The sequence below is a fragment of the Glycomyces xiaoerkulensis genome, assembly GCF_002798405.1.
Lineage (GTDB): Bacteria > Actinomycetota > Actinomycetes > Mycobacteriales > Micromonosporaceae > Glycomyces > Glycomyces xiaoerkulensis.
The window spans coordinates 165929-185843 of sequence record NZ_PGGV01000027.1; the positions used below are offsets into that span (position 1 = coordinate 165929).

Annotated in this window: 16 protein-coding genes; 8 read left to right on the forward strand and 8 right to left on the reverse strand. The window is 71.2% G+C overall.

Annotated elements, in window-relative coordinates:
• Positions 1-184 precede the first annotated feature (184 nt).
• A complete protein-coding gene (locus CUT39_RS09465; RefSeq protein ID WP_198587008.1) occupies positions 185-2884 on the forward strand; it encodes a transglycosylase domain-containing protein in 2700 nt (899 codons plus the stop codon).
• Positions 2885-2958: 74 nt separating this feature from the next.
• Positions 2959-3102 carry a hypothetical protein gene (locus CUT39_RS20225; RefSeq protein ID WP_157930575.1) on the forward strand — a complete coding sequence of 48 codons (144 nt, stop codon included), beginning with the start codon at positions 2959-2961 and terminating at the stop codon, positions 3100-3102.
• Between the two features lie 31 nt (positions 3103-3133).
• On the opposite strand, the gene CUT39_RS09470 is transcribed toward CUT39_RS20225, so the two are convergent.
• Entirely contained in the window at positions 3134-4357 is a 1224-nt protein-coding gene (locus CUT39_RS09470; protein ID WP_100445880.1) for an amino acid deaminase/aldolase, read from the reverse strand.
• Between the two features lie 77 nt (positions 4358-4434).
• Between CUT39_RS09470 and CUT39_RS09475 the strand changes: the two genes are divergently transcribed.
• The 3 genes from CUT39_RS09475 to CUT39_RS09485 all read left to right on the forward strand — a co-directional run bounded on the left by CUT39_RS09475 (position 4435) and on the right by CUT39_RS09485 (position 8285).
• A complete protein-coding gene (locus CUT39_RS09475; RefSeq protein ID WP_100445882.1) occupies positions 4435-5742 on the forward strand; it encodes a D-arabinono-1,4-lactone oxidase in 1308 nt (435 codons plus the stop codon).
• A 205-nt stretch (positions 5743-5947) separates the two neighbouring features.
• Positions 5948-7612, forward strand: coding sequence for an AMP-binding protein (locus CUT39_RS09480; protein ID WP_198587009.1), 1665 nt, complete (start codon positions 5948-5950; stop codon positions 7610-7612).
• A gap of 97 nt (positions 7613-7709) precedes the next feature.
• Positions 7710-8285, forward strand: coding sequence for a CGNR zinc finger domain-containing protein (locus tag CUT39_RS09485; RefSeq protein WP_100445886.1), 576 nt, complete (start codon positions 7710-7712; stop codon positions 8283-8285).
• Between the two features lie 48 nt (positions 8286-8333).
• Here CUT39_RS09485 and gap read toward each other — a convergent pair whose 3' ends face one another.
• From gap to CUT39_RS09505, 4 genes are all read right to left on the reverse strand, one after another.
• Positions 8334-9335, reverse strand: coding sequence for a type I glyceraldehyde-3-phosphate dehydrogenase (gene gap, locus CUT39_RS09490; protein WP_100445888.1), 1002 nt, complete (start codon positions 9333-9335; stop codon positions 8334-8336).
• A gap of 102 nt (positions 9336-9437) precedes the next feature.
• A complete protein-coding gene (locus CUT39_RS09495; RefSeq protein ID WP_100445890.1) occupies positions 9438-10211 on the reverse strand; it encodes a class I SAM-dependent methyltransferase in 774 nt (257 codons plus the stop codon).
• A gap of 134 nt (positions 10212-10345) precedes the next feature.
• Positions 10346-11251: a pyridoxamine 5'-phosphate oxidase family protein gene (locus tag CUT39_RS09500; RefSeq protein WP_100445892.1), complete on the reverse strand. Its 906-nt coding sequence runs from the start codon at positions 11249-11251 to the stop codon at positions 10346-10348.
• Complete coding sequence (locus CUT39_RS09505) at positions 11251-12168, reverse strand: helix-turn-helix domain-containing protein (protein WP_198587010.1); 918 nt, start codon at positions 12166-12168, stop codon at positions 11251-11253. The genes CUT39_RS09500 and CUT39_RS09505 overlap by 1 nt, the downstream gene beginning before the upstream one ends.
• Before the next feature lie 381 nt (positions 12169-12549).
• Between CUT39_RS09505 and CUT39_RS09510 the strand changes: the two genes are divergently transcribed.
• From CUT39_RS09510 to CUT39_RS09520, 3 genes are all read left to right on the forward strand, one after another.
• Positions 12550-13767: an acyl-CoA dehydrogenase family protein gene (locus CUT39_RS09510; RefSeq protein WP_100445896.1), complete on the forward strand. Its 1218-nt coding sequence runs from the start codon at positions 12550-12552 to the stop codon at positions 13765-13767.
• Positions 13768-13779: 12 nt separating this feature from the next.
• The gene (locus tag CUT39_RS09515; protein ID WP_100445898.1) at positions 13780-15252 is read left to right on the forward strand and encodes an MFS transporter; all 1473 of its coding nucleotides are present in this window, start codon (positions 13780-13782) and stop codon (positions 15250-15252) included.
• Positions 15253-15538: 286 nt separating this feature from the next.
• Positions 15539-16447 (forward strand): helix-turn-helix transcriptional regulator, encoded by a 909-nt coding sequence (locus tag CUT39_RS09520; RefSeq protein WP_100445900.1) that lies wholly within the window; start codon positions 15539-15541, stop codon positions 16445-16447.
• A 4-nt stretch (positions 16448-16451) separates the two neighbouring features.
• Here the strand turns inward: CUT39_RS09520 and CUT39_RS20730 are convergent, their stop codons facing one another.
• From CUT39_RS20730 to CUT39_RS09535, 3 genes are all read right to left on the reverse strand, one after another.
• The gene (locus CUT39_RS20730; protein ID WP_198587011.1) at positions 16452-17912 is read right to left on the reverse strand and encodes an FAD-binding oxidoreductase; all 1461 of its coding nucleotides are present in this window, start codon (positions 17910-17912) and stop codon (positions 16452-16454) included.
• Between the two features lie 25 nt (positions 17913-17937).
• Entirely contained in the window at positions 17938-18666 is a 729-nt protein-coding gene (locus CUT39_RS09530) for an SDR family oxidoreductase (RefSeq protein WP_100445902.1), read from the reverse strand.
• A 1-nt stretch (position 18667) separates the two neighbouring features.
• Positions 18668-19915: MFS transporter (locus CUT39_RS09535; RefSeq protein ID WP_100445904.1), on the reverse strand; the 1248-nt coding region annotated here is incomplete at its 5' end.

The following is a 19915-nucleotide window of genomic DNA, read 5'->3' on the forward strand; positions in this document are numbered from 1 at the left end:
GCGACCTGGCAAACTGAGGAAGTATCACCGGTCGGGAGCGGCTCAGCTATCATTCCAAGCCGCCCCCGCGACGCCGCCCGGCGACGCGGGAGGCTCCGGGAGCGCCTTCGGCGCCTCCCCCCAGTGCGCCCGCGGCATGGCCCACGAGCCACGGACCGGCACATCAACACGTGGATGGTTGAGCATGAGCGACTACGAACGCCGCGACCCGTACTCCCCCGTGGGGCGGCCTTCCGTGTCCTCCGGCCCCTCGGCCGGACAGCAGCAGGTTCCGGCCGGCCCGCCGCCGGTGCACGGCTCGGGCGCGCCCGGCGCTCACGGCCCGGCCGGCAACATCGGCCGCGCCTCGGTGGTCGGCGCGGTGCGCTCCAAGGGCCCCCAGGAGGTCAAGCCCCGGAAGAAGCGCATGTCAATGCGCCGCCGACGCGTGTACGCGGCGCTCATCCTGGTGGCGCTCATGTTCCTCGGCTCCGGCACCGTCGTCGGCGCGGCGTTCTTCCAGAGCGTGCCCGCGCCCGATGAACTGGAGTTCGGCGAGTCCACCACCTTCACCTACTCCGACGGCGAGAAGGCGATCGCCGGGTACGGGGAGTACACCCGCAAGCTCGTCGACACCTACGACGAACTCCCCCGCACCGTGGTGTGGTCGGTGCTGGCCCTGGAGGACAAGAGCTACTTCGAGCACGAGGGCGTCGACTACAAGGGGACCCTGCGCGCGCTGGTGAACAACGTCACCGGCGGCGACACGCAGGGCGCCTCGACGATCAGCCAGCAGTACGCGGGCATGGTCGCCGATATCCGCGACGACATCTCGTACGGCCGCAAGGCCCGCGAGGCCATCATGGCGATGAAGCTGGAGCAGGAGTACTCCAAGCAGGACATCCTGCTGCACTACCTCAATCTCAACTTCTACGGCCGCGGCTCCTACGGCATCGCCGCCGCCGCGGAGGTCTGGTTCGCCAAGAAGCTCGAGGAGCTCACCTGGGCCGAGGCGATGATGCTGAGCATGCAGGTCAAGGCCGGTGACGGCTCGTTCGACCCGCGACTGGTCGACGAGGAAGACAGCGCCCCGCTCGACCGCTGGACCCACGGCATGGAGACCCTCCTCAGCCTCGAGGAGCTCGACGGGGAGGAGAAGGCCGAGGTCGAGGAGCAGCTCGAAGAGGGCATGCCCAAGACCGAGGACCAGCTCGAGAACCCCGGTTCGTGGGGGCACGACAAGGCCTCGGGCTTCATCACCAACCCGACCGACGGCTACGTCTGGGACGAGCTGGAGAGCCGCTGGGGCCTGACACAAGAGGACTTCTACGGCGCCGAGGGCGGCACCGGCGGCTACACCGTGGCCCTCACGATCGATCCGCAGATCCAGAAGGAGGCCCAGCAGACCGCCGACCGGGGCGACCTCAAGCGGGTCAAGAACGACGACGACGAGTGGGTCGACGACGAGGGCAACGTGGTCGGCAGCCGGGCCGCCGCCGCCGAATACGAGAACGACGACGGTTTCTTCGAGTTCACCGATTCCAACGAGGACGCCGCGCTGTACGAGTACCACCCGTCCATGACCAGCTCCGTCGTCGCCGTCGAGCCCGGGACCGGCCGCGTGCTCGGATACTTCGGCGGCAGGAACGGCCTGGGCATCGACAAGGCCGGGCCGGAGAACCCGCACCCGCCGTCGTCGACGTTCAAGATGATCACCGCCGCCACGGCCATCAGGAACGGGGCTTCGATCGACTCGTGGTGGAACTCCGACTCCCCGCGCGAGTTCGAGACGCTCTCCGATTTCGAGGACCCGACGATCAGCAACGCCGGCGCCAACGAGAACACCGACCGGTCCCTGACCGACGCGGTGCGGGATTCCCGCAACACGCCGATGTACGCGATCGCCGAGAAGTACGGCGCGACCGCGATCCTGGAGACCGCGATCGACATGGGCCTGAGGACGATGCAGGACACCGGATCCGGCGACACCTACCGGTTCTACAAGGAGGACGACGGCTCGATCACCTACTCGCTGCACGGCGTGATCGAGAACGACGACGGCTCCTACGTGACCGACGAGAACGGCAACATCGACCAGTGGGCCTCGAAGAACGGCTACAACGACGACGGCTCCCCGGTCCGCACCCCGGTCGACACGAGCGTGCCGAACAGCCCGTTCTACTACCACCTGAGCTTCGGCCAGTACCCGACCACCGTGCTGGACATGGCCACGATGTACGCCACGATCGCCGCCGACGGCAAGTACAGCGAGACCCACTTCGTCGAGGCGGTCTACGACCGCGACGGCAACGAGGTCGAGCCGATCCGCGAGCTGCGCACCGACCAGGCGCTGGACGCCGGCATCGCCCGCGACCTGCAGTGGGTCGGCTCGGTCATCGACGGTTCCGGCGAGTCGATCAACCGGGACTACACCGGTAAGACCGGCACCTGGGAGGCCGCCGACGAGTACGGCGAGGGCGCCAACGCCCACACCTGGTACGTCGGTGCGATCCCGCAACTGAGCATCGCGACCTGGGTGGGTAACGCGACCGCCGAGTCGGCGCCGCTGCTGAACGAATGGGGCGGAACCGACCAGGTCTTCGGTTCGACGCTGAGCTACCCGGTCTGGTACCAGTTCATGTCCGGCGCGATCGAGGCCGAAGGCTACGAGCCGGTCCAGTGGGGCCAGCCGCCGCACGTGGGCAGCCCGATCACCGACGACATCGAGAACGGGGACGGCAAAATCGACGCCGACAGTCCCTACTGCCAGCAGAACCGGAACGATCCCAAGTGCGAGAAGAAGAACGGCGGCGGCAACGGCAACGGGGAGTGCGATCCGATCTCGGAGTGGTTCGGCCGCTGCGACAACGACGATGATGACGACGATGACGATGACGACGACTGAGCGGTCGTTACGGGACCGGGCGGGATTCTGCGAACACCGCGAACCGGCGGTGGACGGTAGCCTGGACCGCATCTATGGATGATCAGGACCGAACCCGGGAACCACGCTGGGGCTGCGGGTGCCTCATCGCGGTCGTCGCGCTCATCGTTATCGGCTTGGTCATCCTCCGCGTCGTGATCGGAGACGGATTCCTGGACGAATGGTCGTCCATGCACTGAACGTCGCTCGTTGCAGGAGCGGCCGCGGCAGTCAGGCGAAGGCGAACCCGTCGCCCCGGTAGGTGGGGACCTCCTCGACGCGCTGCCCGGCCGAGACCAGGTGGAGGGTGTTGACCCGCTCGCACAGCTCGCCGGCTTTGGCGTGGCGCATCCACACCCGCGAGCCCAGGCCGAGGCCGTCGGCGGCCTTGCCGCGCAGCGGGGTCTGGACCTCGCCGGCCCCTTCGGTCCCGATGTAGGACAGCCCGCGGGGGAAGGCGATCCGGGGGAGCCGGTCGCGCCCCGGTGCGCCGGAGGCGATCCAGCCGCCGCCGAGGGCGGTGACCATGCCGCCCCGGGGCCGCCGGACGACCGGCAGCGCGAAGAACGCCGCCGGCAGCGGCCGGATCGACCGGTAGCCGTCGAACAGCCCCGGGGCGTACAGGCCCGATCCGGCGGCGATCTCGGTGACCGACGGGTCGGTGGCGGTGGAGGCGACCGACCCGGTGCCGCCGCCGTTGACGAACTCGAGGTCGGCGGTCTCGCGGACGGCGGCGACCGTCTCGGCGCGGCGTCCGGCCAGTTCGGACCCCGACAGGCGCTGCACCAGCCGCACCAGCGGGTAGGCGAGGCCATTGGCGCGGAAGGCGTCCTGGACGCCGGCGATCTGGGCCTCGTAGCCCATGAGGCCCACCAGGGCGAGCCCGGGCCGCTGCTCGATCCGGTGGGCCATCTCGACCGCCTGGTCGGGGGTGCGGACCGGGGACCGGTGGGCACCGATGTGGACGCGGCCGCCGAGCAGTTCGAGCGACATGTCGACCTCCAGGCACAGCCGCAGCGGCCGCGACCGGCTCGGGGCGGCCTGCCGGGCGATGAAGTCGAGGTGCTCGACCGAGTCGACCATGATCGTCACCCGGGCCGCCAGCGCGTCGTCCCCGGCCAGGCGGCGCAGCGCGTCGGCGTCGGCGGTCGGGTAGGCCACGAGGACGTCGTCGAACTCCTCGGCCAGCCACAGCGCCTCGGGCAGGGTGTAGGCGAGGACGCCGCTGAAGCCCGGCTGGGCGAGCGCGCGCCGCATCAGGGCGCGGCAGCGCAGCGACTTGGAGGCCAGGCGGACGGGTTTGCCGATGGCGTTCCGGCGCAGGATGGCCGCGTTGGTGTCGAAGGCGCCGAGGTCGACGACGGCGAAGGGCGGCTGGAGGCCGGCGGTGGCGCGGTCGAGTTCGTCGAACCGCTCCTCGCGCGCCTCGGTGCCCGGAGCGCTCTGGTGGCCCATGCCCGGTTCCCTTCAGTTCGGAGGTGAGGTTCAATGAAACTACCGTTAAGTAGACCGACGTCACAACCGGAGGCCCCATGACCACCGCTCCCTGGCGGAACTGGGCCGGCACCGAGAGCGCCGCGCCGGTGCGGACGTCCCGTCCGGTCTGCGCCGACGAGGCCGCCGCGGCGGTGCGGGCCGCGGCCGAGGACGGGCTGCGGGTCAAGGCCGTGGGGTCGGGCCATTCGTTCAGCGGCGTCGCCGTCGCCGACGGGGTCCTGATGGACACGGGCGGCCTGGACGAGGTGGTCGAGGTCGATCCGGGGGCCGGGCTGGTCACGGTCGGGGCCGGGATGGGGCTGTGGCGGCTGAACCGGGTGCTGGAGGCGCACGGGCTGGCACTGGAGAACCTCGGCGACATCGACCGGCAGACGGTCTCGGGCGCGATCTCGACCGGCACGCACGGCACCGGCGACCGCTACCGGGGCCTGTCGTGGCAGGTGGAGGCGCTCAAGCTGGTGCTGGCCGACGGCTCGGTGGTGCGGTGTTCGCGCTCCGAGCGGGGCGAGCTGTTCGAGGCGGCGCGGCTCGGGCTCGGGGCGCTGGGGGTGATCGCCGAGGTGACGCTGCGGTGCGTGCCGGCGTTCAAGCTCCGGGCGGTGGAGTGGCCGATGCGTCTGGAGGCGGTGCTCGACCGGCTGGAGGAGCTGGTGTCGGAGAACGACCACTTCGAGTTCTACTGGTTCCCGCACACCGAGCGCGCGCTCGCCAAGCTCAACAACCGCTACTCGATGGCCGACCGGCGCCGCCGGCCCTCCCGGCTGAGCTACTGGTGGAACGAGGACTTCACCGAGAACGCGCTGTTCGGGGCGAGCAGCCGGGTGGGGGCGCGGTTCCCGGCGGCGGTGCCGCGGCTCAACCGGGTGGCGGGGCGGGTGTGGAGCGCCAGGAGCTACACCGACCTCTCGCACCGGGTGTTCACCTCGCCGCGGCGGGTGGTGTTCCGGGAGATGGAGTACGCGGTGCCGCGCGAGGCGCTGCCGGAGGTGCTGGGCGCGCTGCGGGGGGCGGTGGACCGCCGGGGCCTGAACGTGTCGTTCCCGGTGGAGGTCCGCTTCGCCGCCGCCGACGAGGTCTGGCTGTCGACCGCCTACGGCCGCCGGACGGCCTATGTGGCGGTGCATCAGTACCACCGGCATCCGCACCGGGACTACTTCAGGGCCGCCGCCGAGATCTTCGACGCGGTCGGGGGCCGGCCGCACTGGGGGAAGATGCACCGTCTGGAGGCCGATTCGCTGTCGCGGCTGTACGAGCGGTTCGGTTCCTTCCTGGCCGTCCGGGACGAGGTCGACCCCGACCGGCGGTTCGCCAATCCGTATCTGGAGCGGGTCCTGGGCCCCTGAACCGAATCCGCGCAAAATTCGCGAAATTTCGACAGTGCGTGCGCTTCGGTGCGTAATCATTCGAACCCATCTCCGTAACATGGCATTCCCACCGGCCCGGCGAACGACTCGCCGTCGGACCGAGCGGCGCTCCGCGGCCGCTCGCGCCCGGGCCGCAGGCGGCCGAGATTCGGCCGAGCACCCGCGTCAAGGATGGGCCAACGCCATGAATTCAGACACCGAAACGCCGACTTGTTCGAACGGGAGTGCGACTCCGACGGGTTCACTGAGCTTCGGGCCCCCGGCGACCGCCGCCGAAGTACCCGACCTCGCCGCGGCGCTCCTGCGCGCCGCCGAATCGGACACCGGAGGGATCCGCTTCGTCATCGACGACCGGTCCCACATCGAGCATTCGTACCGCGACATCGCCGAATACGCCTCCCGCATCCTCGGCGGCATGCGGTCCCGGGGAGCCCGCTCCGGCGACAACGTGATCGTCCGGATCACCGACCATCCCAACCTGCTGGCGACCGTCTGGGCCTGCCTCCTCGGCGGGATGGTCGCACTCCCGCTCGGGGAGAGCGCCCGGGACCGCAGCGCGGCCGACCTCGACGGCCTCTGGCGCACCACCGACCGCACCTGGATCGTCGACTGGGACGGGACCGAGCAGCCGACCGAGCGCGCGGCGAGACTCGGAACGGTCGGCGAACTCCGCACCGCCCCGGCCGCGACCGACCACTCCCCCGGAGGCTGGGACGACCCGGCGCTGCTGCTGCTCACCTCCGGCAGCACCGGCACCCCGAAGGCCGTGTCGCTCACCCACGGCAACATCCTCAGCCGCACCGCCGCGACCGCCGAGACCGACCGCCTCGACGCCTCCCTGCGTTCGTTCAACTGGCTGCCGCTCGACCACGTCGGCGGCCTGGTGATGTTCCACATGCGGGATGTGTACCTGCGCTGCACCCAGGTCCACGCCCGGTTCGAATGGGTGATGCGGGACCCGCTCCGCTGGCTCGGTCAGATGGACCGCCACGCCTCCAACTGCACCTGGGCCCCGAACTTCGCCTTCAGCCTGGTCAACGACAACGCCGATCGGCTGCGCGGGCAGCGCTGGGACCTGAGCGCCCTGGACTACATCATGAACGGCGGCGAGGCGGTCAAGCCGGCGGTGCTGAACCGCTTCCTCAGCCTGCTGGCGCCGTTCGGACTGCCGGCGGACGCGGTCCACCCGGGATGGGGCATGTCCGAGACCTCCTCGGGCGTGGTCGACCGCCGGTTCCGCCCCGCCGAGGAGTCTCCGGGGCGGTTCATGGCCGTCGGGTACCCGCACCCCGGGGTGGGCCTGCGGATCGTCGACGAGCACGACCGCGTGGTGCCCGAATGCGAGACCGGCCTGCTCCAGGCCCAGGGCGAGGCGGTCTTCAACGGCTACCACAACAACGAGGAGGCGAACCGGCGCGCCTTCACCGCCGACGGCTGGTTCCGGACCGGCGATCTGGCCTATGTAGAAGACGGGCTCCTGACCGTGATCGGCCGCGCCGACGACGAGATCGTCGTGGGCGGCCGGACCCGGCAAGGCCACGAGATCGAGAGCACCGTGGAGGACCTGGGCCTGGTCGAGCCGTCGTTCACCGTCGCCGCCGCGGTCGAGCCCGCCGCGGGCCAGGGGCTGGCCGTGTTCTGCCACCCGCGGCCGGAAGCCGACCTCGAGGCCCTGTCCGAGCGGGTCCGCCGGGCGGTCCTGGACGCCCACGACGTCGAGGTCCGCTACGTCGTGCCGGTGGCCAAGACCGACGTGCCGAAGACCGGTATCGGCAAGCTCCGGCGCACGATGCTGAGCCGCCGGTTCGAGGTCGGCGACCTCGAACCGGCGCGGACGGCCGAAGCCTGATCCGCCGGGCCCCGGCCCGCCGCGTTCGCGGAGCGGCCGGGGCCCGGCGACGGGAAGGCCGTTTCACATGGCAACGGTATTGACTTATAATTAGTACATGGAACGAGACGGATCCCGGCACGACGAGGCGCCGCCGCCGCTGGCACTGGCCAACACCGTCTACACCCGGCGCGGCAAACTCCTCGACGCGCTCGCCACCACCGACGAGTTCGCCGCGTGGCTGGCCCGCGCGGCCCCGGACCTGGAGACACCCGTCCCCGAAGCGGCGACGCGATCGGTGAGCGAGGCGGACCTGCGCGACGCCCGGGATCTCCGCGACGCCGTCCGCGGCCTCTTCGCGGCCGTCGCCGAGGACCGCGAACCCGAGCCCGAGCACCGGGACCGCCTCAACCGCACCGCCGCGAGCGCCCCGCACTGGCCGGAACTGCGCTGGGACGGCGGACCGCGGCGCGAGCGCCGCAGCGACGCCGAACCGGTCACGGCCGCGCTGGCCGAGATCGCCGCCTCCGCAGTGGACCTGTTCACCGCGGACTCGCGGCCGTCGATCGACTCCTGCGCCTCGCCCGAGTGCGTCCGGTTCCTGATCCGGGACGACCCCCGCCGCAAATGGTGCTCCCCCGAATGCGGCAACCGCGCCCGGGTCTCCCGCTACCACCACAAACGACAGCGCTGAGGCGGGCGCGGGGCGGAAGCCCGCCCCGCGCCCGCCTCGCTCGGCCGGTCAGCGCCGCCCGATCAGGAGCGTGGTGTCGACCAGCCGATTGGCGAATCCCCACTCGTTGTCGTACCAGCCGACGATCTTCACCTGCCGGCCGATCACCTTGGTCAGTCCCGCGTCGAAGATGCAGGAGGCCGGGTCGGTCACGATGTCGGACGACACCAGCGGCTCCTCGCTGTAGGCGGTGTAGCCCTTCAGCGGCCCCTCGGCGGCGGCCCGCAGCGCGGCGTTGACCTCCTCGACCGACGTCTCGCGCGAGACGGTCGCGGTCAGGTCGGCGGCCGAGCCGGTCGGGACCGGCACCCGGACCGCATAGCCGTCGAGCCGGCCGTTGAGCTCGGGCAGCACCAGACCGATCGCCTTCGCCGCGCCGGTGGAGGTGGGAATGATGTTCGCCGCGGCCGCCCGGGCGCGCCGCAGGTCCCGGTGCGGCCCGTCCTGCAGCATCTGGTCGGCGGTGTAGGCGTGGACGGTCGTCATCAGGCCCTGCTCGATGCCGAGTGCGTCGTTGAGCACCTTGGCCATCGGGGCGAGGCAGTTGGTGGTGCACGAGCCGTTCGACACGATCCGGTGGCGGCCGGCCTCGTACATGCCGTCGTTCACCCCCATCACGAGGGTGAGGTCCTGGTGCTTCGCCGGTGCCGTGATCAGGACGCTCCCGGCCCCCGCGTCGATGTGCGCGGCGGCCTTCTTCGCGTCGGTGAACACGCCGGTGCTCTCGACGACCAGATCGATGTCGAGCGCGCCCCACGGCAGCCGGGACGGGTCGCGCTCACAGAACGCCCGGATGTCCTGGCCGCCCACGCGGATGCCGAGGTCGGTGGGCCGGACCTCCTCGTCCAGTCTGCCGAGCACCGAGTCGTAGGTGAGCAGGTGCGCGCAGGTCTCGACGTCGCCGAGGTCGTTGAAGGCGACGACCTGCACGTCCTCGCCGCGCCGGAGGAGGGCGCGCAGATAGTTCCTGCCGATTCGTCCGAAGCCGTTGATGGCCACACGTACGGTCATGCGATGTCCCTGTTCGGAGAAGTGGGTGGTTGCCGATGTCCGGTCACGCCCGCGGCGATCGGGCCGGCGCGCGCTCCGGGGTCCGGGCGGCGTCCGCCTCGGTCACGTCGGTCCAGGTGCGCTCCCTTCCGGCACGGCCACCTGCACCAGCGGCCCCTTGCCGATGGGCGGCGGCGGCACCTCGCGGAATCCGCCGTGCTCGGCGAGCACCCGGAATCCGCAGTCGCCGAGCGCCCTGCGGATCTCCGGGGCCGTCACCACCCACTGGTCGAAGAAGTTCTCGTGCATCGTTACCGCGCCGTCCCGGTCGCGGGCGAGGATCGTCTCCTCGTTGCGCCAGCACGCGCTGTGGCCGTTCACGGCCGTGCGCACCAGTCGCGTCAGCAGGACGCCCTCGCCCTGGTGGTGGGCGATCATGAACGGCTGGTAGGTGTCGACGAAGCCGAGCAGGTGCCCGGCGTCCAGGACGAGCCGGCCGCCGGGGTTGAGCCAGCGCCGGATCTTCCGGAGCAGGGGCGCCAGTTCCTCCGGCGGCACCAGGTTCAGCGTCGCGAACACGCAGACGACGAGGTCGAACCGCTCGGAGGTGTCGAAGTCGGTGATCGAGGCGTGGACGTAGTCGATGCCGTCGTCGCCGGCGTCCCTGGCCCATTCGATGAACGCCCCGCTGGAGTCGACGCCCACGCCGGTGTGGCCGCGGTCGCGCAGCGCCCGCAGGTTGGTGCCGGTTCCGCAGCCGAGGTCGAGGATCCGGGCGCCGGTGGGGCGCCCGCTCGCCTCCAGACAGGCCGAGAAGTAGTCCGTCTCCTGGTCGACGTCGCGGAAGCTGCTCCTGATGACCTCGTAGTACTTTCCCGGAAATTCGAATCCGGCCATTGGCCTCTCCCGATGCTCGAATGCGGTCCGCGGGGGCGCGTCCCGCGCGGTGTCCTTTGTGCCGGAAGCGTATGTCCGCCGAGCCGGGACCGGTGCGACGAAAGCGCACGGAGACTTGGCCGTAGCCGCACCGGTCACGGGCGGCCGACGGGAGGGTTGTGGCGGGAGTGGGCCAGCAGCCGCCAGCGCAGCGGGCTGGCCGAGGGGATCTCCACCACCTGCTCGACGTCGAACTCGACCACTCGCAGGGCGCCGGGGAGTCCGGCGGCGCTGCGCCGGTCCCAGTCGACGCGGCAGCGGCCGGTCATCTGGAGCGTCCCGCCCCGGTCCCAGTCGAGGAAGAGCAGGCCGGCGGCGGGGTCCAGCTCGACGTTGCCGAGCGTCATGTAGAAGGAGTTGCCGCGGTAGTCGGGCCAGCGCAGCGTGCGGCCGTCGACGGTCACGAAGCCGGGTTCGCCGCCGCGGTGCGAGGCGTCGGCGCCGTGGTCGGGGGAGCGGCTGCCGATGAAGAAGGTGTCGGCGGTCTCGATCCATTCGCGCTGCGGGGCCGAGAGCCGGTCGCTGCGGACGGCGGTGCCGGGTCCGACGCCGTCGAGGTGGCGCACGATCTCCCGGGTCTGGAGGTATTTGGGGCAGTTGCCGAGCACCTGCTCGGTGCGGACGGCCAGGCCGGATCCGCTTCGGGTGACGGTGCCGTTGATGCGGATGCGCCGCCGGGTCTGCGGTTCGAGCGCCAGGATGCCGAGGTCGGCGCCGTCGCGGAGGTGGTCGCGGAGTGGGTCGCCTTCGGCCGGGAGGGCGTCGATGAGCAGGGTCCGCTCGTCTTCGGCGCGGGCGAAGCCGGGCCAGCCGGCCACCGTGGTGGTCCAGACGGCGCCGCCGGGGCCGGCGGCGGCGAGCACCAGCATCGACTGGCGGCCGAGGAAGCCGGCGAAGCCGCCCGAGAGGTCGGCGTCGAACATCGGCGATCCCCAGCCCGGGCCGCCTTCTCCGGCCCGTCGCTGCACCGCCTGCTCGCCTTCGTGGCTGACCGGGCGCATCAGACTCCTTCGACTTCGTAGGCGGACCGCGCTTGGCGCGGGGTCATGGCGTACTCCTCCCGGAACACCCGGGTGAAGTAGGAGGGGGTGGTGAACCCCCAGCGGCGTCCGATCATGGCGATGCTGACGTCGGCCTTCCGCGGATCGCGGAGGTCGGCCAGGCAGCGCGCCAGGCGCTCCCGGCGGATCCATTTGGCGGCCCGCAGTCCGCGCTCCTGGAAGAGCTTCTGCAGGTACCGCAGGGAGATGTTGTGCTGCCGGGCCAGGCAGGAGGGGTTCAGTGCGGGGTTGTGGAGGTTCTGTTTGGCGAACGCCTGGATGCGCAGGAGCATGTCCGAGCGCACCCGCTGGCGGCTCTCCCGTTCGGCGGCGGCGGTCTGGGCCGCGGCCAGGGAGATCAGGTCGGTCAGGTGGTAGCCGAGGCCGGCGGTGACGCTGGGTCCGAGCTGGTCGACCGAGTCGCAGAAGCCGGCCAGGACCGACAGCAGCAGTGTCGCGGTGCCGTCGCCGCCGCGCCAGGTCTGTCCGCGCAGGTGCGCGGCTTCGCTCGGGCTCAGGCCCATGCGTGCGGCGGGGACGGGCACGTGCAGCAGTTGCGACGGCTCGGGCAGGTGCATCCTGATCGGACCGGAGCGGTCGGAGGCGAGCAGCAGGTCGCCGGCGGCCAACTGGTTGCGCCCGGCCTGGTCGAACACGACCGCGCCCGACCTGACGTACCAGAAGTCGACTATCGCGCCGGTCGGCGGGATCTTGAAGGGGGTGAAGTCGACCGTCTGCGGTCCGGCGTGGACGAGGGCCCCGTCGACGCCCGCCAGGTCGAGTCCCATGACATCGAGGTGGATCCGCTCGCGCCCGGAGACCTGCACTCGGCCGTTCAGCAGGCGGCTCCACGCTACGGACGGGGATTGCGGTCTCATGACGGATTCGGTGGTCGTGTCGGGTCTCAAGATCGCTCCCGGCTGGATCGATGTGCTGGTTTGCGGATCGCGGTCGGTGACCGCACCGGGGATCGGTGTCTGCGGGCGGTCGGCCCGCGGGACGTCCGGATCGGCGGCGCCGGCCGCCGACGATCCGATCCTGGCATAGATTTCACATGACATCAAGATTGATCTACCATTAGTTTGTGGGATGAGGCGAGGCCCGGCGCCCGGGGGCGGTGTGCCGCCCGAACGCGAGCGGACCTCGTCACCAGCGGGAAAGTCCGATACCTCGTGCGTGAACGGTCTATTTCCCGGGTCCCACGACTTCTACCGTCGATCCCGACGAGCCAACGAGAAGAAGCGGAAGGAATCCCCGCAATGCAGACCGTCCACAGCGACGCCGCCGCCAAGCGCCGACCGGCCGACAGCGCCGCAGAGATCATCGGGCGGGCCGAGCGGCTCGCCCCCTGGCTGCGCGAGCGGTCCGACGACATCGAGGCCGGGCGACGGCTCCCGACCGACGTCGTCGAGGCCGTCCGCGACACCGGGGTATTCGGCATGGCGTTCCCGACCTCGTGGGGCGGGCCCGAACTGACCTCCTCCGAGCAGACCCGGGTGATCGAGGCGCTGTCGTACGGCGACACCTCCGTCGGATGGTGCGCCATGATCGGCATGGACTCCGGCATCTACGCCGGATACCTGCCCGAGGACGCCGCACGCTCGATGTTCCCCCGGCAGGACGAGATCACGGCGGGACTCATCTTCCCGGCCGGCAAGGCCGAACGCGTCGAAGGCGGCTACCGCCTCACCGGCCACTGGAAATTCGGCAGCGGCGTCACCCACTGCGACTGGGTCACCGCCGGAGCCTTCGTCCACCGCGACGGCGAGCCCGAGCCCAGCCCGGCCGGCGCCGAGCGCCACTGGCGGATGCTCATGGTCCCGCCCTCCCAGGTCGAAGTCATCGACACCTGGCACACCACCGGCCTGGCCGGCTCCGGATCGTGCGACTACAAGATCCACGACGTGTTCGTCCCCGCCGAGCACACCTTCAGCTTCGGCGAGCCCCTCAGCCGCAGCGGCCCGCTGTCCCAGCCCGACGCCTTCGTGCGCAACATGCCCGGGGTCCCGCTCGGCGCCGCCCGCGCCGCGCTCGACCACTTCCGCCGGATCGCCCGCGACCGAGTCATCCCCGCCACGGGGGCGCGCTGGTCCGACGAGCACCGCATCCAGACCAGCCTCGCCGAATGCGAGATGGACTTCCAGGCCGCCCGGCACGCGGTGTACGGCAGCCTCGAGGCGCACTGGGGACGGCTCGGGGACGACAGGACGCTCGACGACCTGACCGACGACGAGCGCATCGCCACCATGCTGCCGCGGCTGAACGCGTTCCGGGCCGCCCGGCGGATCATCACCCGGCTCTACGACATGCTCGCCACCGGAGCGATCTACCAGCCCAATCCCATGGACCGGTGGCTGCGCGACATCACCACCATGTGCCAGCACATCGTCGTCCAGGACCACATCGTGCAGTCGGCGGGCGCCTACCTGCTCGGCGGCACCCCGCAGTTCCCGTTCAGCCTCGGCATCGTCGAGTAAGGAGCATTCCCGATGGCTACCAAGACAGCCACCAGCAGGGTCGAGTACATCGAGGACCTGCGCCGAGCCGACGGCGACGGCGACGGCCTGCCCTCGTGGGGCTTCCGCATCTGGACGATGCTCATCGTCGTGTGCGCGGCGTTCTCGCTCGACGCCCTCGACAACATCATGGTCGGCATCGCCGTGCCGCCCATCCAGGCCGACCTCGGCATGAGCACCTCCCAGGTCCAATGGGTCGTCAGCGCCTACGTCCTCGGATTCGGAGGCTTCCTCCTCCTCGGCGGCCGCATGTCCGACCTGCTGGGCAGGCGGAGGATCTTCATCATCGGCGCGGTCCTGTTCGGCGTCGGCACGCTCGCCGGCGGCCTGGCCACGCACGGCCTGATCGTCATCGCCGCCCGCTTCGTCATGGGCATCGGGGCCGCCTTCAGCGCCCCCGCCGCCCTGGCGATCATCGTCTCGACATTCCCGGAGGGGCCGCACCGCAACCGGGCACTGGGCATCTACACCGGATGCGGGGCCCTCGGCTACTCCACCGGCGTCATCGCCGGCGGCCTGCTCACCCAGGCGAGCTGGCGGTGGACCTTCCTGGCTCCGGTCCCGGTCGCGCTGGTCATCATCATCGGCGGCCTGCTGCTGGTGCAGCGCGACCGGCCCTCGGAAGCCGGCCGCGGGCGCGGATTCGACTTCGGCGGCGCCGTCACCGTCACGCTCGGGATGCTGCTGCTGGTCTACGCGATCGTCGAGGCGCCCGAATCGGGCTGGAACTCGGCCCGCACCCTGGCGACCGCCGGAGCCGGCGCGGCGCTGCTGGTCCTGTTCTGGATCATCGAGCGCGGCCATTCCCGGCCGCTGCTGCCTCCGCGCCTGCTGCGCAACGGCACCCTGCTCGGAGCCAGCCTCGTGGCCGCCGCGATCCTCGGCACCTACATGAGCTTCCAGTTCATCGGCGGGCTCTACCTCCAGTCCTTCAGAGGCTGGTCGCCGCTGGAGATGGCGTTCGCCTTCCTGCCGATCGGCATCCTGATCGCCACGCTGGGCCCCCAGATGGGCAAGCTGGTGAACCGCTTCGGCGCCCACTGGATGATCTTCGCCGGATTCGTGGCCTACACCGCCTCCTACGTGCTGTTCCTCGGCATCGGCGACGACTCGCCGTACCTGACGGCGATCCTGCCGAGCATCGTGCTGATCGGCATCGCGTTCCCGTTCTCGTTCCCACCGGCGAACGCGCTGGCCGTCAGCCGGGTCGACGAGAGCGAGCACGGCGCGGCCGCCGGCATCCTCCAGACCGGCTACCAGGTGGGGGCCGCGATCGTGCTGGCGCTGACCACGGCCGCGATGGCGGCCAATCACGCCGGCGGGGACGGCCCGCCCACCCTGGACGGTTACCGCCAGGGCCTGTACATCGTCATCGCCATCTCGGCGATCACCATGGTGGCGACACTGGTGGCGGCCGTCCGGAACCACCGGGCCGGCCGGACCTGACCCGACGACGGAACGGGACTCGGAATGCGTGGTCCGGGTCCCGTTCCCATTCTCATGTGGGCGGAATCTCAACGGCGTCCACCTGCGCCGACACCGGCGGCGCGTTACTGCTGTGAAAGCGGCTATGCGAGTGCTCCCGCCGGCGCTCCGAAGTTCCCATCGACGGACGCCTTCCGGCTACAGTGACCGGGTTAGCTCTCGAACAGAGACTGGATTGGTCGCGACGTCGCGCCCGCTTCCGGGACGGGTTGCGACGGCCTTCCTCATCGCAGAGGGGTTTCCACGCATGATCCGAAACGATACCGCCAGCGTTCTCGATCTCCGCCCGTCGGTCCGGCCCCCGATCGGCGCCGGCCACGACACCGGAACCGGGGAGACGGGGCCGCCCGCCATCGACCTGGGAGACGCCTCGGCCGACGTCCTCGACGCGGCCTTCCGGATCGTGCGGGACCACCGGCCCGGCAAGTCCGACGACCCGACCCTGATCGACTACTGGATCCCGGTCTCGGGGAGTCTCGAGCTCCACCAGCACGACCACGGCGTCTCGGTCGGACCCGACCAGCTCGGGACGGTGATCCGGCGGAACGCCTACCGGCTCGAGACGAAGGGACCGGCCCGCCTGGTGCGGATCTCGATCCCGTACACCAAACTCGACATCGTCCCCTGCGCGATCGAGACGATGGCCGCCAGGCGCATCGACGGCCGCTCCACCGGCGCGACGGCGCTCCTGCTGCAGATCGCCACCTTCACCGAGTTCATCGCCGACCTGCGTCCCGGCACCGCGGTTCGATACGGCTACCACCTGGTGGAGATGACCTCCATCCTCACCCAGGAGATGTTCGCCTACTGCCAGACCGACCAGGACCAGGTCCGGGCCGAGACGCTGCACCGGATGCAGGACTGGGCCCGCGAGCGCCTCGGCGACCCCAACCTGTCGACCGCGGGGATCGCCCGGGCGCACAACGTGTCGGTGCGGTACGTCCAGAAGCTGTTCAAAGAGCACGGGGAGAGCCCGAACCGGTGGCTCCGGAACGAGCGGCTGACGCGGTGCCACCTCGAGCTGCGGTCCCCCCGCAACCGGGAGGCGACCATAGCCATGATCGCCCGGCGCTGGGGGTTCTACAACTGCTCGTACTTCACCCGCGTGTTCCGCGAGCGGTACGGCGTCACGCCGGCGGCGTGCCGGCCGGCGTGACGCCTCACGCGTAGCGGCCCCGCGCCAACACCCCGTCCGGGTCGAGGAAGCCCTTGATCCGGCGGGTCAGGTCGACCGCGGCCTCGCTCGGGGCGAAGCGCTCGCGCCATTCGGCGTGGTCGACGTCGAGCCGGTAGGGCGCGTAGCCGGCGGCGCCGAACCGCCGGTAGAGGGCCTCCAGCGCCCGGTGGGCCCGCCGCACGCCCTCCTCGTCGCGGGGGAACCGGACGTTGACCACGTAGTCGATCACCTCGGCGTCCAGGGGGTGCGCGGTGGCCCCGCAGGCCAGGCCGAAGTCGTCGCGGATGCTCTGCAGCAGCCGCGCCGCCTCGGCGACGTCCCGCGCCCGGAACGGCACCAGCGGCAGGAACAGCAGGAACCCGCTCTCGGCGTCGATCCGGTCGTACGGGACCCGCATCTTGCGCTCGAAGATCTCGTCGTCGACGTCCGGATCCCCCATGTAGGAGCGTTCGACCAGGTCGAACAGCTCCCCGCGATCGTCGTCGCGGCCGTCGACGACCCGCGTGAACAGGCCCGACTCGATCGCCTCGGCCAGGACGGCGTCGCCGAGCGCCTCCACGGCGGCCGGCGCGCCGTCGACGCAGACGTGCATCAGGCACTTCCCTTCGGCTCCGCCGTAAGGCCGGGCCGCGAACCGGTCGTACAGCTTGGGGACCGAACGGGTCATGCCCTGGGCGACCCAGCGCCGCAGACGGTCCACCACGCCTTCCAGCGCGGACGGCTCGAACTCGAACGCCAGCAGCCGCACCGCCTCCGGCCGCGGCCGGAGGCGGATCGCGGCGGCGGTGACCACCGCGAGGTTCGACTGGGTCAGCAGCCCGGTCAGGGACGGCCCGAGCCCGTGGGCGTAGACCGGCCCGAACCCCGAGCCCGGCCACCAGCCGGTGCGGACGACCTCGCCGTCGGGCAGGACGGCCTCGAGTCCGAGCAGGTCGCCGGTGCGCTGGCCGCGCATGCCGACGCCCCGGTCGAGGGCGTTGCCGAGCACGCTGGTGTGCGCGGAGGCCGAGGTGACGTTGAGCATCCGGTTCGAACCCTCCAGCAGGGACGCCAGCCGGCCCTGGCTGACGCCCGGCTCGATCACCGCCCAGCCGTCTTCGGAGTCGATCGAGCGGACCCGCGACAGGCCGGCCAGGTCCAGGGCGATCACGTCGTGGTCGGCGCTCTCCCGGGAGCCGAGCCCCCAGTTGAATCCCGTGCTGAAGGCGTGGACGGAGACCCCGGTCCCGGACTCGGCGACCAGGCGCACCGCTTCGGCGGCCTGCTCTGCGCTGCCGGGTCCGACCACGGCGTGCGTGCGGCGCGGCGCGTACATGCCGGCGTTGGGGCCCTGCACGGCGGTCTCGCCGTCGGCCCTCCGCACGGCCTCCGGCCCGAGGGCGCCGGCGAGCCGCTCCAGGAGCGGGGCCACGCCGGCGGAGGATCGGATCTGGGCATCGGTCATTGTGGTTCCATTCCGGTGCCGGGCGTCAGCGGCGGCCGCCGTCGACGTCGAGCACCTCGCCGTTGACGAATGTGTTCTCCATCAGGAACAGTGCCGCGTGCGCGGCGTCCTCCGGCTCCCCCGGCCGGGAGACCGGGAGGCTCTCGGCCACGTTCGAGCGGTACCGCCGGTGCTCGTCCGGATCCATCCGATCGCCGTAGGTGTCGATCTGGCCCGGGGAGAGCGCGTTGACCCGGACGGGGGCGAGATCCGCGGCGAGCGCCCGGGCCAGGCCCTCGACCGCGGCGTTGGCGATCGCGAACGGCACCGTGCCGGGTTCGCCCTTCCGGTTGAGGAAGCCCGAGACCAGCACGACCGAACCGTTCTCGCTCAGGGTGCCGAGCCCGGCCCTCACGCAGTTGTACTGCCCCCAGAGCTTGGTCTCGACGAAGTCGCGGACCCGGCCGTCGTCCAGCTCGGCGAAGGGAGCGTGATAGCTCTCGAACGCGCAGGTGAGCAGGTGGTCGAATGGGCCGATGGCCTCGAAGGTCCCGGCGAGGGCCGCGGTGTCGGTGACGTCGGCCGCGTGCCCGGCGGCCCCGCCCCCGATCCCGAGGGCCGCCTCCTCGAGGGCGTCGGCGTCCCGGCCCAGCAGGACCGGCCGCGCGCCGCGCTCGGCCGCGAGCCGGGCCGCGGCCCGGCCGATACCGTGCCCGGCGCCGGTGATGACGATCTTCTTGCCCGCCAGCATGTTGCTCCCGTTCCTGCCGTGCATCTCAGGTGCGCTTCCGCATCGCGGGTCCGAGGGTGGCGACGGCGGTGACCACCGAGATGGCGATGACGACGTACAGGCCCTGACGATAGCCGTCCAGGGTGGGTGGAGCGTCTCCGCCGACGTGGTCGGCGGCCATCGCGGCCGTGGTCAGCGCCAGCACCAGTGCCGCCCCGACCTGGTATCCGGTCTGGAGGATGCCGGCGGCGAGGCCGTGCTCGCTCTCGTCGACCTCGCTGGTGGCGAGGACGTTGGCCGCGGGGAAGGTGAACGGGAAGGCGATGCCGATGAGCAGCAGGCTCGGCAGGACGGTCCACAGGTACGAGGTGTCGTCGCCGATGCCGAGGAAGAGCACATAGGAGGCGGTGTAGGCGACGAATCCGACGAACATCGGCCGGTACACGCCGAAGCGGGTGATGATCTTGCCCATCTGGGGGGCCAGGGCGGCGATGAGCAGCCCGATCGGCAGGAAGCCGAACGCCATGGCGATCGGGTCCCACCCGCGGTAGGACTGGAGGTAGAGCCCGCCGATGAACTGGAAGCTCATGTAGGTGCCGAGGATCGCGGCGGCCACGAGGCTGGCCCCTACCAGCGAGCGCACCTTGAGTACGTGCAGCGGCAGGATGGGGTTGGCCACGCGCTTCTCGATGACCGCGAACAGGGCCAGCGAGAGGACTCCGAGACCGAAGGCGCCGATCGTCGTCGGCGCGGTCGGGCCGGTCTCGGGCGCCTGCACGATCGAGTACACGATCAGGAGCATGCCGGCGGTGATGGTGATCGCGCCGCCGAAGTCGTAGCCGCCCTCGCCCCGGTCCCTGGTGCGGTCGCGGGGCACCACGAGGAGGCCGCCGATGAGGATCGTCAGCGCCAGCGGCACCGGGGCGAGGAACGTCCAGCGCCAGCCGATCTGGGTCAGCAGGCCGCCGAGGATGACGCCCATCGAGTACCCGGTGGCGCCGAGTCCGGTGTAGATGCCGAGTGCCCGGTTGCGGTGCGGCCCGTCGGGGAAGTTCGAGACGATGATCGCCAGGGCGGCGGGGGCGCTGAAGGCGGCGCCGACGCCCATGACGAAGCGGGCGGCGATGACGATCAGGCCGTCCGGGGCGATCCCGCCGGCGAAGGTGCCGACCGCGAACAAGGCGGCGCCGACGAGGAAGACGCGGCGCCTGCCCAGCAGGTCGGACATGCGGCCGCCGAGGAGGAGGAAGCCTCCGAATCCGAGGACGTAGGCGCTGACGACCCATTGGACCTG